Source organism: Mucilaginibacter sp. 21P, from assembly GCF_019331605.1.
Classification (GTDB): Bacteria; Bacteroidota; Bacteroidia; order Sphingobacteriales; family Sphingobacteriaceae; genus Mucilaginibacter; species Mucilaginibacter achroorhodeus.
Genome location: NZ_CP063061.1, coordinates 1,967,857 through 1,985,487 on the forward strand (window position 1 = coordinate 1,967,857; position 17,631 = coordinate 1,985,487).

The window sequence follows — 17,631 nt, forward strand, 5'->3', positions numbered from 1 at the left end:
CCTGTGGATAATTTTATTGTTTCGGCACGTAAATATCGCCCGGCAACGTTTGAAACCGTTGTTGGTCAGCAACATATAACCAATACGTTAAAAAACGCTATCAGGAATAATCAGCTGGCACAGGCATTTTTATTCTGCGGGCCACGTGGGGTGGGTAAAACAACATGCGCGCGTATCCTGGCAAAAACCATCAACTGTACCAATTTACAGCCAAATGGTGAAGCTTGTGGCGAGTGCGATAGCTGCCGTGCTTTCCAGAACGGCAATTCTTTTAACGTACACGAGCTTGATGCTGCATCAAATAACTCGGTTGACGATATCCGCAGCCTGATCGATCAGGTTCGTATACCGCCACAGGCAGCACGCTACAAGGTTTATATTATTGATGAGGTGCACATGCTGTCTCAGGCAGCGTTCAACGCTTTCCTGAAAACGCTTGAGGAACCACCTAATTATGCCATATTTATATTAGCTACAACCGAGAAGCATAAAATACTGCCAACCATACTTTCCCGATGCCAAATCTTTGATTTTAACCGCATCAGGGTAGAGGATATGTCGGGGCACCTTGCCAATATCGCCAACAAAGAAAACATCTCTTATGAGGATGACGGCTTACACATCATCGCCCAAAAAGCGGATGGCGGTTTAAGGGATGCGTTATCGATGTTCGATCAGATAGTTAGCTTCTCCGGTGCCAATGTTACTTATAAAGCCGTAATAGATAATCTTAACATCCTCGATTACGATTACTACTTTAATATAACCGATAGATTATTACAAGAAGACAGCGCTCAAACGCTATTGTTATTTGATGAGATATTATCAAAGGGCTTTGACGGAGCGCATTTCATTTCAGGTCTGTCAGAACACCTTCGGAATTTGTTAGTGGGTAAAGATACCTCTACTATTAAATTGCTCGAGGTAAGCGAAACCATCAAGGCGCGTTATCTGCAGCAATCTCAGGCGGCGTCGGCATCGTTCCTGTTATCGGCCATGAATATTGCCAACCAATGCGAGATAGGTTATAAGCAGAGTAAGAACCAGCGGCTACAGGTTGAGCTGGCGTTGCTGAAAATGAGCAACCTGCAATCCGTGTTTAACCTGGCAAGTATGCCGGCCGGTAATGCAGCTGCTCCCAACGGAGAGTTAAAAAAAAAACCTGATACCTCATTAAATCAGTCACCGCCGCAATCCAAAATAAATGACGATGTTGCTATAGTTCGCGATACTCCTGTAAGTTACAATACAGGTAAAATATCGCAGTCGGCGCCTGTCACTTCTGCTCCGGTAAGCGCTACACCGTCGTTAAGCGCCAAACCTGTTGCAGTCAAAGAACCTGCTGCAGAGAAAGTAAACAGCTTTGTGCCAAACATAAATATTCCGACTTCTTCCATTAAGATACCTAAGTTTAATGAATTGGGTAAAATAGTAGAAGAGGAAGCTAAGGAAGAAGAAGATCCGTATCTAAAGGGTGAGGACAAAGAAGCCTTTACGCAAGATCAGTTTCTGCAAAGCTGGAGTAATTACGCGGCCAAGATAAAAGCCGATGGTAAAGCCATGAGCCTTGTTACCATATTTACTGCCAACGCTCCAAAACATATCAACAAGGAAATTTACGAGATCGTTGTATCAAACAAAGTACAGGAGGCAGCCTTTAAAGAAGAGCGCCCATATTTGCTCAATTACCTGCGTACCACCCTTAGAAATTTTGATATTGAAGTAAATGTAAGGGTGGAGGAAACTACTGCTGTGCGTAAACCTTATACCTCGTTAGAGAAATTTCAGTACCTGGCTGCAAAGAACCCCCAATTGTTAGAATTAAGGAGCAGGTTTAACCTTGATTTCGATTGATCAAGTGTAGATTGAGTAAACAAGTATAGACTAAATAAAAAGGACGGCTTATCGGGCCGTCCTTTTTACCTGGTATTGATTATTTCTCTGGTGTATCATTTTTAGGATAGCCTTCCTCGTCCAGGTCATCCCTGTCATCTTCGGGCGTGTGAGCTAATGCTTCGTCGCGCGGGTTTAGCTCAACTATCTTACCACTGTCAATATGCATTCCTAATGATTCTGCATCCGTTTCTAACGAACGGTCGGCATCGTATTCACCTTTGGTATCATACGGGTTAGCTTCGTCATATGTAGAATCGATATCCTCACCATTATTGGCGGTAGTATCGTACGGGTCCGGGTGATCGTAATCTTCGTTATCGCCCTTTATATCGTATTCATAACTGTTAGATTGTTCATCGTAGTTAAGGTTCTCATCATCTACAATGTCATCATTTTCACCTTCAAGGGGTGTGTTCCTATCTTCAGGGTCGGTTACAAAATCGTCATTTGGCTCGGTGGTATTCATAGGTTTAAATGTTTATAAAACAGTAACCAAAATCCTGCCAAAAACGGTTCTTATAAAGTTTTACGATATGAGGTTACGCCGCCAAGCGCAAATTTTAGGTTGATACTGATCTGCGACCACACATCCTTGCTTTTGCCAGCTGTGAAGCCATCCAAATTATCGGTAAGGTCAAAATTTAGTTGATAACCAACATCTATCTTAAATGAAGGCTGGCTGTATTGGTTAAAGAATTTAAACTCGTAACCTATGCGGGCGGGTATGTATAGCTCGTTGCTTTTATTGAGACCGCCAGAATAAAACGGGTCGCCGTTGGGATATTGAAGTTTCTGCGAAACGCGATTGATGTCTTTCATATTGTTAAGCACGTAACCCACACCAGTAGAAAGGTAAAGGTTTTTCAATCCCGCCATAATGCCGCCGCCACTGTAATCTATAATTTCGCCGGCTTGCAGCTGCCCTCTAAAAACCAAAGCTGTGTAAGAGTTTTTAAAATATCTGCCCGTGGTAGACAGTTTATCACCACCTTCTAAAGTACCTGCCTGAACTTCAAAAATGTAATTGGCATAAGGTGTTTGATTAAAATTGAAACTAACGGCAGCAGAAGGAGTGCCTTTGGTTGTTTGTGCATCGCCGTAAACAGTGTTGTAAGCCCCACCCAAGCCTAAATCATACTGGGCATAATCATAACCTATCTGGGCTTTAGCAGCCAAAGAGATAACCGCAAATGCCAGTGTTAAAAAAGTACCTTTAATGAACAATTTGGTCATAATGAACAATAAACTGCATTAGGGAGCACAGATTGAATGTAAAGGTAACAGCCTCATTTTAAAAAACAACTTTTTGTAATTAGTTGAGGGTATAAATCTTTGCAAATAAAAAAATATGTATGTTTGAAACCGTTAAAATAAAATCATAACAAGCGATGTCGAAAATTAAAGTAGCAAATCCGGTTGTTGAACTGGACGGTGATGAAATGACCCGCATCATCTGGAAGTTTATAAAAGACAAATTAATAATACCATACCTTGACGTTGATATTAAGTACTATGACCTTGGTATCGAGTATCGCGACGAAACAGATGACCAGGTAACCGTAGATGCTGCTAACGCTATACTGCAATATGGTGTAGGTATCAAATGTGCTACCATTACGCCTGATGAGCAACGCGTACAAGAGTTTGGCTTAAAACAAATGTGGAAGTCACCTAATGGTACTATCCGTAATATATTGGACGGTACTGTTTTCCGTGAGCCTATTGTAATGAGCAATGTACCACGTTTGGTTCCAAACTGGACAGCGCCTATCTGCATTGGCCGCCACGCTTTTGGCGACCAGTATCGTGCTACCGATTTCTTGACTAAAGGAAAAGGCAAACTTACCGTAACCTTTACACCAGAGGATGGCGGCGAACCGCAATCTTTTGAGGTATTTAACTTTAAGGGAGATGGCGTTGCTTTAACTATGTACAACACCGACGAATCTATCAAAGGTTTTGCGCACGCATGTTTTAACCAGGCTTTAATGAAAGGCTGGCCTTTATACTTGTCTACCAAAAACACCATCCTTAAAAAATACGATGGCCGTTTTAAAGACATTTTTGAAGAGATCTACCAAAACGATTACAAAGCTAAATTTGACGCTGCCGGCATTACTTACGAGCACCGCTTAATTGATGACATGGTTGCATCGGCCCTTAAATGGAACGGTAACTTTGTTTGGGCTTGTAAAAACTACGATGGCGACGTACAGTCTGACACCGTAGCCCAAGGCTTTGGTTCATTAGGTTTAATGACCTCTACTTTGGTTACACCAAACGGCGAAGTTATGGAAGCAGAAGCAGCACACGGTACAGTTACCCGTCACTACCGCGAGCACCAGGCAGGCCGCCCAACTTCAACCAACCCAATTGCATCTATATTTGCTTGGACACGTGGTTTAGAGTTCCGTGGTAAACTGGATGGTAACCAGGAGCTGATAGATTTTTGCCACGCTTTAGAGCAGGTTTGTATTGAAACTGTTGAGAGCGGTAAAATGACGAAAGACCTTGCTATTACCATTAAACCAAAGGTTGAGCATGGAACAGATTACCTGTATACCGAGGAGTTTTTAGAAGCTATCGACGAAAACCTGAAAAAGAAATTGGGTAAGTAATTATCTGATGCTTTCTTAAATACAAAGCCCGGTTTGTACTGCAAACCGGGCTTTTTTATTGTTATTATGGTAAGTTAACTTATACTTCACCATCATCATCCGAAGGCACTTCCGGTGCTGTTAATCTTGCTACGAACATCGTGTCTGCCTTTCGATCGTACCCTTTCAACACCTGCTGTTCTTCCAGTTGCAGGCCAAGCTCTTTGATCAAGTATTTAACAGCGTCCTCATTCTCGGCTTTTAGGGCCGAACAGGTGATATATATCAATGGTTTGCCGGGTTTAAGATGTTTGGCAACGTTTTTAGCAATACCCTGCTGCAATCGTTTAAAAAAATCTGCCTTGTGCAACTCAAACTGGCTGATCATTTCCGGCGTACGGCCCCACGTGCCCGAACCGCTGCAAGGGGCATCGAGGATGATACCGTCAAAAGCGTAATTGTACAATAGCTGTTCGTTGTTTTGCATTAGGTCCATTACCTTTTTCTGGTATTTCATCAATCCCGCTTGCTGGAAACGTTCGTCGAGATTGGAAAGGATAGATTCCCTGATATCAGATACTACCAGCTTTATATCTGGCTGCAGGCTGTGGAGTAAGAGCGATTTGCCGCCCGATGCCGCACAGGCATCCCACCAGCTATCCCATTTGTTAGGCTTAAAGAAATGCGCCGTTTGTTGCGATGACAAGTCCTGTATCTCAAACCAATGCTGCTTAGGAAATATCACATCCAGGCGTGTACCGTTTGGCAACGATAGGCAATTGTCGCCTTCATCCTTAAACTTCACGTTGGCTTTGGTCAGCTCAGCCTTTACCTGTTGCTCAAAGCCTTTGGTTAAACGGATAAAAAGATCCGGCTGTACAAAAAAAGACTTCAGAAAGGCTTGTTTGTCAATCCCATCTGATAGTTCTTTACTCCACGGGAAAACATCTTCCAGCTTAAAATCAGGGTACGTAGTTTTAACCAGTGCTATCTTTTCGTCTATATTAAATGCTATACACGCTGCCCAATCGGGTTTAAAATGCTGCAGAAAAGAGTTGGTTTGTGTGTTGCACAAAAACTCGGCAACCATCAGTCTGTCTTCAGGCGGCAGTTTTGGCAACGCGCGGCCCAGCCTGAAATGATTATAGACCAACCGGCCTGCAACCTTGCGGTCAGTAGAGCCCATTTGCTTGTTCTGGCGATAGAAACCCGGTAAAAACTTACTTAAAGGCGTATCTGCCGGATACTCACTCATTATCCGCTGAAACGTCTTTAGTTGATTTACCGCTTTCATTTAACCTTTTTCAGATAAAAATTTTCGTATCGTAGTATATCGACATGCGTATTTACCCAACCCTGGCCCGGAATATTTTTAAAGTGGAAGCTGTTGTGCAATCCGGTGAAATCTTCAAGATCTGGTTTGCGCATATCTTCTCCTTCTGCCAGCATGCGTGCAAAATACAAACCCTCATCAAACCCTTTTATGGCAAAGTCTGTGGGCTCTGCATGGTAAGCATGGCGATAGCTACGTAGAAAAGCGCTTGTTTCGCCACTTTTATAATCAACCTTGTCTGATGATGTAATGTGCGTATGCAAGCGCTGCAAAAGTGCTGGTTTTAAAAATGCAAATTTTTCCCAGTTGGGATGACCGATAACTGTAACAGGAAACTTTTTCGAAAGTGTATCTAATGAGCGCAGCGTTACCATCAAAAAAGCCTGTTTGGTAGATGGTACTAAAAAGATGTTTTGCTCGGCTGCCGAAAGGTTTTTAACTATCTTCGTTAAGTTGCCCCTGCTAATGGTTGTAGTTATAACTTGTATCTTGCGCTTGCTTAAGCTATCGATGGTGCGTTTAAAAGGCGAACTATAAGCCTTTTCATCACTGAAACCCGAAGTTAAAATAAATACCTTTTTTGGCTTTAGCTGCTTTGCTACATACTCCGCAGCACCTTTTGCATGGTACTCAAGCGGCGGCGTCATAGTAACCAGATTTTGATTTCTGAACGTTTCCGGTGCAGCAGGCGAAAGTGGAGATACAATTGCTTTACCCGGTGCCGTTAACGATGAACTGAAAGCTTTGATATCCTCCGGAAAAACGGGGCCTACTATCAGGTCGCTTGCTTTAACCTGCGGGTTTAAGCCCAGGCTGTGTGCCTGTGCCATATCGTCCTTAGTATCAAATACCTGGAGTTTGAAATTTGCACCTTCAGAGGCTGCAGAATCGAGGGCCAGCTTAAAGCCCTGGTAGTATTCTACAGACATGTTGGCCGACCGCAATTTAACCGCTGTGTAGCTTTGCCCTGCGGCTGCATAATTAAGCCCTAAAGGCAATATGAGCGAAATAACGGAAGCTTTTGCCGCAGGCGGTTTGGCCTGCGGCTGCTCCGGAGCTTTTTCGGTTTTATCCTGGGGTTGTTCAGTTCCTGTTTTGGCGGGTTTAGATACAGGGTTCACCTTGGGCGAACATGCACCAATTACCACAGCTAAAACAAATAATAACCACTTATTCCCACTCAATAGTGGCCGGTGGTTTCGAACTGATGTCATATACTACCCGGTTTATTCCTTTTACGTTGTTGATAATCTCGTTTGAGATCTTGGCCAGCAGGTCATAAGGCAAATGGCACCAATCGGCCGTCATACCATCTAATGATTCTACTGCGCGCAGGCATATCACGTTCTCGTAGGTACGTTCATCACCCATAACGCCTACCGATTGTACCGGTAAGTAAATGGCGCCTGCTTGCCAAACTTTATCATAAACACCCGCCGATCGTAAATTGTTGATGTAAATCGCATCAGCTTGCTGCAAAATGTCAACCTTCTCCGGCGTAATGTCGCCCAATATCCTGATAGCCAAGCCGGGGCCAGGGAAAGGATGGCGGCCTAATATATTCTGATCGATACCTAAAGCGGCACCTACCTTGCGTACTTCGTCTTTAAACAGGGTATTAAGCGGTTCAACTACCTTCAGCTTCATAAAATCAGGCAGGCCGCCTACATTATGGTGCGATTTGATGGTAGCCGATGGGCCTTTAACAGAAACAGACTCGATAACATCAGGATAAATGGTACCCTGGCCAAGCCAGCTTACGCCTTGTATCTCTTGCGCAGCATCGTCGAATACTTCGATAAATACTCGGCCAATGGCTTTACGTTTCTTTTCAGGATCGGTTAAACCGGCCAGCGCATCGTAAAAACGTTGCTTGGCATCAATACCCTTAACGTTAAGGCCCATGTGCTGGTAAGAGTCTAATACGGATTGAAACTCATCTTTACGCAGCAAGCCGTTATCAACAAATATACAATGCAGGTTAGCGCCAATTGCCTGGTGCAGTAACACTGCAGCAACAGATGAATCTACACCGCCTGACAGGCCTAATACTACTTTATCATCGCCCAGTTTTGCTTTCAGTTCGGCAATGGTGGTTTCTATAAAAGAATCTGGCGTCCAATCCTGTGCGCAACCGCAAATATCAACCAAAAAGTTTTGGAGAATTTGTTTGCCATCAGTGCTGTGGGTAACCTCGGGGTGAAACTGGATACCGTAAGTTTTGGTATCGGTAATATGGTAAGCCGCAACCTTCACATTATCGGTGCTGGCAATAATTTCAAAATCAGTTGCAATGCGCGCAATGGTATCCCCATGCGACATCCAAACCTGTGAGCCTTGTGGTACATCTTTAAACAGGATAGTATCCGGCTTGATGTAATCCAGGTTGGCTCTGCCGTATTCGCGGGTGCTTGATGCTAACACTTCGCCGCCGTTGAAATGGGCAACGTACTGTGCACCATAGCAAACGCCTAAAATAGGAAGGTTTTTGTGATGCTTAGCAAACTCAAAATGAGGCGCATCGTCCTGGCGAACAGAATAAGGGCTGCCCGAAAGGATGATACCTTTTACGCTGCCGTCTACTTCAGGAAATTTATTGAAAGGGTGGATCTCACAGTAAATATTGAGCTCCCTGACACGGCGCGCGATGAGTTGGGTAAATTGCGAGCCAAAGTCAAGAATAAGGATTTTTTCTTGCATGGGCAAAGATACCCTTGCAAAGTCAAAATTCAAAAGTAAAAAGTCAAAAGGTTTTCAGTGGCTTATATCGTCATGAAACCTATAGCAAATATTAGCCAGGTTAGCTATTTGAAGGTCTTACACCCGCATACTCGCATATTTTTTTTTTTATCTCGTCGGGGTTAAGCACATAATCAGGATGGTCATTGGCTATCAGTGTTTTCGGTAAGGATGGAAATTCCGCGGTTATCGGGTCTTGAACGATCACCAAACCTTTCTGGTCTTCAATAGCTTTAGCACCCTGCAGGCCGTCGGTACCGGTGCCTGATAGGATAACTCCAACACTTTTATCAGCAACTACTTTGGCCAGGCTAAAGAAAAGTGTATCGATGGTGTGATTGATCTTGTCGCTAACGTTTCGATCCTCAACCTGCAAAAAGCGGCCATCTAATTTATATTGCATGCCGCTTGCCATTACGTAGAGGTTGCCCGGCTCAATGTATTCAATGGTTTCAACTACAACAACCTTCATTTTGGTATTGCGCTCAACCAGTTTGCCAAGGTTGCTTGGCGTACCCGCAGGTAAATGCTGGTTTAGGATGACTGCCGCGTTGGTACCTGCCGGTATGCTGCTTACAACTTTCACTAATGGGTCAAGCCCACCTGCCGAAGCACCAATGCCGATCACATAAAAGTCGTAGTAGTTCATAAAATGGGCGTTTTATGATAATAACCAAAGCGCTGGAAAATTGTTAAGAAATTAAAAATTCAACCCCACCCTCAACCCGTTCTTCACATTACCTTCGCCGGTATTGAATGATGTGCCGTACATCACCCTTAACCCAAAATTGGTTTGGAAGCCGAAGCCCAGTTCGGTGTAGTTTTTAAGCGCAGGGGTGGTTAAGTAGTTTACATCTACAATCTCCTGTAATTTGAGTTTGCGCAACAGCGGAATTTTATTGATAAAAAGGCCTGTGAAGTTTTGTTCCACGTGTGCTTCCAGGTATTTGTCGCTTGTGCTGTAACCATAATAGTTTAGCAGCATAAATTTATCTATACCAACCCTATAAGCAGTTATTTGGCTTCCGGAGAATTGGCGCGCATCCATATAATAAATGTTTTTTGTATCAAAGAATTTACCGGCACCTACCCAAAACGAGAATTTACCATAGTAACCAACAGGGATATCGCTTTTCGTAACATCTGCGGAAATAAGGCTGTAATCGGCATCAGAACCTATAACGTTTTTAATTGCTTTAGTGAAGCTCACGCCAATGGTTGGATACTTTGATGGCAGGTAACGCCTCCCGGTGGGGTAGGTCTCGTAATGATTGCTAAAATCATAGGTGCTACGCAAGGTAACCTTAAACGACTGATTGTTCTCGAACAACGGAACATCGGCATCCGGGACAAACGGATTGTTCGATGTAAAATCGTTGCCCTTTGGATGAAATAAACTGTAATCCGCCGTATTGTTTAACCACTTGCGGTTTGCCCACTCTGCCGATGCACTGGCTTGCCAGCCACCATAGATCCGGGTGCTAAGCGTTGCCGATGCAAACTGTTTCTGGTAAAGTTTCTTATAGTTTTGACGATACAGAAGAGTATGTATCGTATTCACAAAAGCCGACATAGGCTCGCGGTCGTTGAGGTCGGCTATGGTAGAGCCTCCTGATAAATTTAAAGTAACCCGGCCAACAGGAACCACCAAACCGCCATACGCATTAAATAACTTGTTTGAAAAACCATAGCGCACGTTACCATACACTGCAAAACGGCGATTATTAAGACTGTCTATCAACTTGCTGAATGTAATGCCGTAATTAAGTGATAAACCTTCTACCGTATTATACTGAACCGCGCTCAACAAAGAGTTGGTAGTGAAGTACTCGTGTTTAAAACGGTTGCGGTGAAAGTAGCCCCGCAGCACCAGCCGCGTAATGTTAACCTTGTTGTTTTCTTTGTCTATCGAATCCAGGTATTCCTTTGATTCGCGTTTGGCGGCAAGCACCTCCTTCTTTTTGTAATCAGTCCGCTCCTCGTCGGTTAGCGGGATAGGGCGTTGTTGCTGCCAGTATGTTGAATCGAGCTTGTTAACGCCTTTGCTGATGCGCAATACCTCTTTAAACTGGCTTTTATCTAACTGCGGGTTTACTTCGTAGTCCTTGTATAACGATACAAAGTAACCCGCAAATTTAAAGCCCATAAAACCACCGTTAAACTCAAATTTCATGGACGCCGGCATCCAAACTTTATTGCTTACAGGCACGTATTGCTCATCCACCCGCAGGGTATCAACAAAGTTGATGTTGGCTTTTTTGGTAATGTAAAGCGATAAACTTTGCAGGCGCCAGCTGTCTTCCAAAATGTAAATGTATCCGCTAAAGCACGGGTTGTTAAGGTTACGCGGCATCACCTGTATTTTGTTAACGGTCTCGCCGTTTTCTATCGTAGCACCAATCAGTTTGTATTTATAATAACTCAGTGCGTTATCTGCAATGGGCGAGATCACGGGGCGGTTACTAAGGCCTTCCCAGTTTTGCAGGTTCTCATAAAAATTCACCCTTATATCGCCGGCGCGGTTAAAACTAAATGCCTGGTTACGGCCTGATACTTTTGATGAGATCATTTCCTCGTGCACCTTATCAGGCTTCATAAAGCTTAATTTTGACTGCGACTCTGATAGGTAAATGATACCCCTTCGGTTGGAGTCGAGGCCGTTTTGGAGGGCAAACTTTTGTACATCAAACCCAAGGAATTTTTTCGGGGCATCCAGCAAACGCTGCAAACCTTTTATGTATACCTCGCAGGTGTAGGCGTTCACTTCGTTAAGATAGGTCTTGCGTTTTTTGATCGCCTTACGGATGATGTCGTAAGCAGGGTCTTCACCACCTGCTTTTATCGATACCTCATTTAGTTGATACTGCTCTGTTTTTAAACTGACATCGATCTTCGCGTCTGCCAGCAGGTTAACGTTGCGGCTTACCTGTTTGTAACCTACAGCTTTAAATAATACTTCGTATTGGCCTTTAGTTAAGTTCATGGTATATCCTCCGTCACTATTGGCAGAGGTGCCTTTTGTTGTATTGCGAACATAAACCGATGCGAAGGGGATAGGTTTCCCGGCATCATCCGTTACTTTGCCACTAAGCACAAGCGTTTGTGCTAAACCCGGAAGTGTAAGTAGCGATAATATGAAGATCAGGTATTTTCTCATGAAAGAGTTTAAGCAGCGCTAATATGGGCTTTATTGTTTGTAACGTTTAGACGCCGGCTGTTAATATTTGTTAAAAATTAAGGCGTACTTTTTAGTACGCCTTAATGTCTCAATACGTTATTGCCATTTGTCAATAACCATCGGGTCTTCCCGCAAGAACTCGTCTGTTAGAACAAGTTAATTAAGAATCTTTTCTATTCGTTCCAATTCCTCTCCCGAGAAATTAATATTATCCAGGGCTTTCAGCGAATCGGCTAACTGCTCGGGTTTGCTGGCGCCGATAAGTACCGATGTTACGCGCTCATCCTTAAGCAGCCAGGCCAGGGCCATTTGGGCAAGGGTTTGTCCGCGTTCGGTTGCTAAAGTATTCAGCTGTTTTACTTTGGCAACTACTTCCTCTGTGACTTGTCCTTCCTGTAAAAAGCCGGTTGACTTTGCTGCCCGCGAATCTTCAGGAATGCCGTGCAGGTATTTATTGGTCAGTAAACCTTGCGCCAATGGTGAGAATGGTATACAGCCAACACCATTTTCGCCTAAAACATTAAGCAAAACTTCTTCAGGCTCACGAACAAACATGGAGTATTTAGGCTGATGAATTAAACAAGGTGTCCCCATATCCTTCAGCATCGCAATGGCTTTTGCAGCTTCTGCAGCAGGATAGTTAGATATACCTGCGTAAAGTGCCTTACCCTGCCTAACCATCAGATCAAGCGCCGCCATGGTTTCTTCCAGTGGGGTTTCAGGATCAGGTCGGTGGTGGTAAAAGATGTCTACATAATCCAGACCCATACGCTTAAGACTTTGGTCCAGACTGGCAACAAGGTATTTCTTTGAACCCCAATCGCCGTAAGGACCATCCCACATCGTATAGCCTGCTTTGCTACTGATGATCATCTCATCCCGGTAGCCGCGAAAATCATCTTTCAATATCTTGCCGAAATTCTCCTCTGCGCTGCCCGGCGGCGGACCGTAATTGTTAGCCAAGTCAAAGTGCGTTATGCCGCTATCAAAAGCGAGATGCAATATCTTGCGGAAGTTTTCCTTCACATCCACATGGCCGAAGTTGTGCCACAGGCCTAATGAGATTTCGGGTAGTTTAACACCGCTTTTGCCGCAACGGCGGTAACGCATTTTGTTATATCGTTCTGATGATGGTTGGTAGGTCATGAGCTTTGGTTTTGGGCTAAAGTAAGATTTTGAAATGGGATACAAAAGCTGTCAGTCTGAGCTTGTCGAAGACCTGTAAAAGCGATGAGTGGTTCGACAGGCTCACCATGACAGCTCCTTTTTGTCATGCTGAAGAACGAAGCATCTTTCAGCTCTTATAACTATTGAAAGATTCTTCGCTGTCCATCAGAATGACAAATTAGAAGAATTCAGACAACCTCCGCCACCACAAAAGTACTGCCGCCAACAAACACCAGGTCATGATCTCCGGCGGCTTGTTGCGCTGCCCGGAAAGCTGATTTTACAGAGGGGTGGATTTCTCCACGAAGATCAAATGCTGCGGTTTGTTCTTGCAAAATTTCAGCATCCAGTCCGCGTGGGATATCTGGTTTGCAAAAATAGTAGGTAGCATCTTTTGGAAGCATGCTGAGTACTTTGCTGCTGTCCTTATCGTTTACCATGCCTATTACAAAATGCAGGTGATTGTATTGTACAGCTGCTATATTTTTCATCACCTCCTGTATGCCATCGGGGTTGTGCCCGGTGTCGCAAATGGTGAGTGGACGGGTGCTTAGCGTTTCCCAACGGCCATGCAGGCCGGTAAGCGTTTTCACTTGTTTTAGCGCTGTTGCAATATGCTCATCAGTGATGTTAAACCCTTGCTTGCGAAGTTCATCAACAGCGGTTAAAACCGTTTTAACGTTTTTAAGCTGGTAGGTGCCGGTAAGATCAAGCTGGAAGTTGAAAGGCTGAAGTTCCGGGTCGGACGTTTCCAAAGACACTTCAAGCAGGGCACTATCTTCTGACTTTTTACTTTTTACTTTTGGCTTAGCCTCGGATGCGAAAGAGATCTTGCTTCCTTCTTTACGAGCTTTGTCGATGAACACGTCTGCAACCTCAGACTGATGTTCGCCAATAATCACGGGTATCCCTGGTTTGATAATCCCTGCTTTTTCCCCTGCGATCAATTCAAGGGTATTACCCAGCATATTCATATGGTCCCAGCCTATATTCGTTATCACCGACAGGAGGGGAGTAATGATGTTGGTAGAGTCTAACCTGCCGCCCAGTCCAACTTCCACAACTGCTATATCAACCTTCTCTTTCGCGAAAACATCAAAGGCCAAAGCAACGGTCATCTCAAAAAAGGAAGGCTGTATCTGCTTAAATGCTGCCTGATTGGCCGCAACAAAATCAATAACGGTTTGCTCGCTTATCATTTGCCCGTTTACACGGATGCGTTCCCTAAAGTCGCGCAGGTGAGGTGAGGTGTAAAGACCTGTTTTATAACCTGCAACCTGCAGAATTGCGGCGAGCATGTGGGATGTTGAGCCCTTGCCGTTTGTGCCGCCAATATGAACGCTTTTAAATTTGTGCTGAGGGTTATCGAGCAGTTCGCAAAGTGCTATAGTGTTCGTCAGGTCCTTTTTAAAAGCAGATGCACCGTCGCGCGTAAACATCGGCAACTGGGTGTACAGGTAATCGAGTGTCTCGGTGTAGTTCATGGTCGATGATCCATAGCTATGGATGACAATGCAAACTTAAGATAAAATCAGGATGATTACTGGCGTTTAAATACGAAGGTTTGGCGATAAGTTTGCGTTTCACTTACGTTGGCCGATGGACTAACTTTGGCGTTCTTAACCGCTTGGATACACTTGTCAACAACGTCGCCATCTATAATGGTTGAGCCACGGCCAACGCCTGCATATACAACATTTCCATCTCCGTCTATCCTGAACTCGATAACAACTTTACCTTCGGTATTGGTTACATTGGGTTTGGCGGGCGGGCGTAAAAAGTTTCGTGCCGTTAATGAGTTACCGCCGTTACCGGAGCCCGTTCCGTTGTAGTTATCAGTAAGTGTGGTACCGGTTGTTTTTCCCTGGTTCCCCGGCGTGCTTCCTGTACCATCACCTTCGCCTGTACCGTTGTTGGTTTTACCCTTGTACAAAGCATTTTGGTTAACGGCAGGTTTGGCTTCGGTTTTAGTGGGTGTTGTGGCAATCGTTTTACTTGGCGCCTTCGAGTTGGCGGTTACTTCGGGTGCATCTTCGTTATTTTGAGTAACAACGTTCTTATCACTTTGGTCTGCCTCAACCTTTTGTTCGGTAGGTGGGGCAGGAGTAACTTTATCAGGTTGGCTTTTGTTAGCTTTTTCAGCTACAGATGGTTCTTCTGTACTGGTATAGTCACTGCCCATTCCTTCATCAACAGTACCGTAGTTTACAAGGATGCCACCCGTGCCATCTTCTTCCTTAACCGGCATCTGGAAAACAATGAAATAGCATAATGCCATTACAATGCCCAGTATTATGCCTGTTGCAGCAAATGCTTTCGGATAATTATTTTCTTCCCTGTATTGCATTGGTTTTAGTAGTTGGTATTTAGTATCAAGTATAAAGACCAAATTGTGTCTAAATACTCGATACTAAATACTTGGCTCTTATTACGCTTTAGGCTCGGTGGCCAGTACCATTTTAATATTTAACTTTTGAGCTATATCCATCACAGCTACCACATCTTGTATAGCCACAGTGCGGTCAACGTACAATACAATTGTCAGCTCTGATGCCAGGCTCTTGTATGATTGCAAGGTAGGCTGCAACTGATCTACCGGCACCTGTTTTTTATCAATGGTATAAACCAGATTTTTATCGATAGATACGTTGATGGTTTTTTTAGATACCGATTGCCCGCTCGATGATTTCGGCAGCATCAGTTTCACTACGTTAGGATTAGTAACGGTTGATGCAATAAGGAAAAACAACAGCAGGAAGAACATAATATCGTTCATGGCCGAGGTGTGTACCTCTGCTGATGCGCCCCTGTTTCTTTTTCTTAAATTCATTTGCTTGGCTCTTCTAACAGATCAATAAACTCAATGGCATCGGTCTCCAGTTTCAATATCACCTTATCAACCATCATGTTAAGGATATGATAGCATACATAAGCGATGATACCAACAAAAAGGCCGGCTGCGGATGTCACCATCTTTACATATAAACCACCTGATATAACGCCCATGGAGATGTTGTCTGTTTTGGATATATCGTAAAAGATCTTGATTACACCGGCAATGGTACCCAGGAACCCGAACATGGGCGCTATACCGGCAACAATACCGATGATACCAATGTTCTTTTCCAGTTTTGATACCTCAAGCTTGCCAACGTTTTCAATTGCGCCTTCAATATCCTTAATCGGGCGACCGATACGCAGTAAACCTTTCTCCAGCATGCGGCCAAGCGGCGAGTTGCTGTTACGGCAAATAGCGATAGCTGATTGTAAATTGCCAGACAATACGCTGCTGCGCACCTGCTGCATCACATGCGATTCGTCTTTTGATGCCTTGCGGATGGTAAAGTAACGTTCAAAAAATATTACAAGGCCCAAAACAGCCAGGATACCAATTGGTATCATTACCCAACCCCCTTTTATCAGCAGGTCGCCAAATCGTAATTCTTCATCAGGTATTTTAGCTACTTGCTGTGCTGCAGCCTGGTGTGCGGTATCAATCAATTTAGAGGCAGTATCCGTAACCTGCATTAATAACGTCATAGTTTTGGTTTAATTTCTAAAGTGTAAATGTCTTTATTAACCTTCTTGTTAGCTATCATCGACTTACGGACCTCTTCGGCCTCTTTACGTGTTTTGTAAGTCCCGAGGCTAACTTTTTTGCGTTTGCCCGGTGCGTCGCTAACAATGTGGGCTTCTATTCCCAATCTTTTGTAATTGGCAATTGCCGTATTGGCTTCTTTGTCATCTTTAAACGAGCCACCCATTATCTCATAACGTGGTCCTGTTGTAGATTCTTTTGTTTCAGTTGCGTTATTTTCGGCAGGTTCTTCTTTATTTACAACCGTGCTATCAGCTTTTTTCGGTAGCCCTGTTTCTATATCAGGTTGCACGGCGCGCTTCATGGTATCGGCAGATGATTCGGAAGTAGTATCTTCCGGGCTAACCGCCACAACTTTAGCATTAATAACTGTGTCCTTGGTTTTTGATTTGACTGCTGTTTTTACCGATGCAAAGTTGAAGACGTTTGGATTGAACCGGTAAACGAGGAATACGGCCAGCGCAAAAAATAGTAATATGCTAATGATAAATATCCAATTTCCTCTTCGCTTGCGGCTGCGTTCCTCACGTGACATCTGGGCTTCGTACTCTTCGTCGCTTTGATATTGTAGCTCTTCAGCATTATCAGGGTAACCTTCAGGTGCTACCGCAAAGGTCTCGGGTTCAGTGTAAGCAAAAGGAGCGGCGGTTTCTACAGGTGTTGCTGTTGGCGCAAAAACATTTTCGTGTTTTGGTGCGCTGCCTATCCTGTTTAAAGCAACGGGCTCATAACCAAAAAAATTTGGATCGGTACCTTGCTCGTTGTTGGCACTAAAAAACAAACGGCCCTGCTCTATGTAAAACCAACCCAAATCGGCCAATGCAGCTTCTTCTGTTTGAGCTTGCAGTTTAAGGCCGTTGATGTATTTTTCAGTAAAATATTTAGCAGAAGCTACCGATATCTTCTTTTTATCGGCAATATGCTGCGCCAGCGAATCATCATCAATAATCTGAGGATCAAACTGTACGCTGTAAGTAGGCGGGTAAAATTTACCATCAGCCTCATTATAATAACCGTTAACCCGGGTATGCGCAAAATATCCCAAACCTGGTACGCTTACCTCGCCTTTTTGCGCCAGCAGTTCGCTTATATAATTGCCTACATCCATTCGCTAAAAGTACGT

General features: G+C 44.0%; 15 protein-coding genes. 2 read left to right on the forward strand and 13 right to left on the reverse strand.

Going from position 1 to position 17,631, the window contains the following annotated elements:
- The first annotated feature begins 3 nt into the window (after window positions 1-3).
- Complete coding sequence (locus INP83_RS09000) at window positions 4-1,854, forward strand: DNA polymerase III subunit gamma/tau (RefSeq protein WP_219127141.1); 1,851 nt, start codon at window positions 4-6, stop codon at window positions 1,852-1,854.
- Between the two features lie 79 nt (window positions 1,855-1,933).
- Here INP83_RS09000 and INP83_RS09005 read toward each other — a convergent pair whose 3' ends face one another.
- Window positions 1,934-2,362 carry a hypothetical protein gene (locus INP83_RS09005; RefSeq protein WP_255563282.1) on the reverse strand — a complete coding sequence of 143 codons (429 nt, stop codon included), beginning with the start codon at window positions 2,360-2,362 and terminating at the stop codon, window positions 1,934-1,936.
- A 50-nt stretch (window positions 2,363-2,412) separates the two neighbouring features.
- A complete protein-coding gene (locus INP83_RS09010) occupies window positions 2,413-3,129 on the reverse strand; it encodes a hypothetical protein (protein ID WP_146268649.1) in 717 nt (238 codons plus the stop codon).
- Window positions 3,130-3,284: 155 nt separating this feature from the next.
- On the opposite strand from INP83_RS09010, the gene INP83_RS09015 reads away from it, so the two are divergent.
- A complete protein-coding gene (locus INP83_RS09015; protein ID WP_146268648.1) occupies window positions 3,285-4,514 on the forward strand; it encodes an NADP-dependent isocitrate dehydrogenase in 1,230 nt (409 codons plus the stop codon).
- Between the two features lie 79 nt (window positions 4,515-4,593).
- On the opposite strand, the gene INP83_RS09020 is transcribed toward INP83_RS09015, so the two are convergent.
- The 11 genes from INP83_RS09020 to INP83_RS09070 all read right to left on the reverse strand — a co-directional run bounded on the left by INP83_RS09020 (window position 4,594) and on the right by INP83_RS09070 (window position 17,616).
- Window positions 4,594-5,787, reverse strand: a complete 1,194-nt coding sequence (locus INP83_RS09020; protein ID WP_219127142.1) for an RsmB/NOP family class I SAM-dependent RNA methyltransferase — start codon at window positions 5,785-5,787, stop codon at window positions 4,594-4,596.
- Complete coding sequence (locus INP83_RS09025; RefSeq protein WP_219127143.1) at window positions 5,784-7,040, reverse strand: ABC transporter substrate-binding protein; 1,257 nt, start codon at window positions 7,038-7,040, stop codon at window positions 5,784-5,786. The genes INP83_RS09020 and INP83_RS09025 overlap by 4 nt, the downstream gene beginning before the upstream one ends.
- Window positions 6,997-8,526, reverse strand: a complete 1,530-nt coding sequence (gene guaA / locus INP83_RS09030) for a glutamine-hydrolyzing GMP synthase (protein ID WP_219127144.1) — start codon at window positions 8,524-8,526, stop codon at window positions 6,997-6,999. The genes INP83_RS09025 and guaA overlap by 44 nt, the downstream gene beginning before the upstream one ends.
- A gap of 100 nt (window positions 8,527-8,626) precedes the next feature.
- Window positions 8,627-9,214, reverse strand: coding sequence for a chemotaxis protein CheB (locus INP83_RS09035; RefSeq protein ID WP_219127145.1), 588 nt, complete (start codon window positions 9,212-9,214; stop codon window positions 8,627-8,629).
- A 51-nt stretch (window positions 9,215-9,265) separates the two neighbouring features.
- Window positions 9,266-11,722, reverse strand: a complete 2,457-nt coding sequence (locus INP83_RS09040; protein ID WP_219127146.1) for a DUF5686 and carboxypeptidase regulatory-like domain-containing protein — start codon at window positions 11,720-11,722, stop codon at window positions 9,266-9,268.
- A 177-nt stretch (window positions 11,723-11,899) separates the two neighbouring features.
- Window positions 11,900-12,889, reverse strand: coding sequence for an L-glyceraldehyde 3-phosphate reductase (gene mgrA / locus INP83_RS09045; RefSeq protein WP_219127147.1), 990 nt, complete (start codon window positions 12,887-12,889; stop codon window positions 11,900-11,902).
- Window positions 12,890-13,098: 209 nt separating this feature from the next.
- On the reverse strand, window positions 13,099-14,394 hold the full coding sequence (locus tag INP83_RS09050) for a folylpolyglutamate synthase/dihydrofolate synthase family protein (protein WP_219127148.1): 1,296 nt from the start codon (window positions 14,392-14,394) through the stop codon (window positions 13,099-13,101).
- A gap of 56 nt (window positions 14,395-14,450) precedes the next feature.
- Window positions 14,451-15,257, reverse strand: coding sequence for an energy transducer TonB (locus tag INP83_RS09055; protein ID WP_219127149.1), 807 nt, complete (start codon window positions 15,255-15,257; stop codon window positions 14,451-14,453).
- Between the two features lie 81 nt (window positions 15,258-15,338).
- On the reverse strand, window positions 15,339-15,740 hold the full coding sequence (locus INP83_RS09060) for a biopolymer transporter ExbD (protein WP_146268639.1): 402 nt from the start codon (window positions 15,738-15,740) through the stop codon (window positions 15,339-15,341).
- Window positions 15,737-16,450: a MotA/TolQ/ExbB proton channel family protein gene (locus INP83_RS09065; protein WP_219127150.1), complete on the reverse strand. Its 714-nt coding sequence runs from the start codon at window positions 16,448-16,450 to the stop codon at window positions 15,737-15,739. The genes INP83_RS09060 and INP83_RS09065 overlap by 4 nt, the downstream gene beginning before the upstream one ends.
- Window positions 16,447-17,616: an SPOR domain-containing protein gene (locus INP83_RS09070; protein WP_219127151.1), complete on the reverse strand. Its 1,170-nt coding sequence runs from the start codon at window positions 17,614-17,616 to the stop codon at window positions 16,447-16,449. The genes INP83_RS09065 and INP83_RS09070 overlap by 4 nt, the downstream gene beginning before the upstream one ends.
- Between the last annotated feature and the right edge of the window lie 15 nt (window positions 17,617-17,631).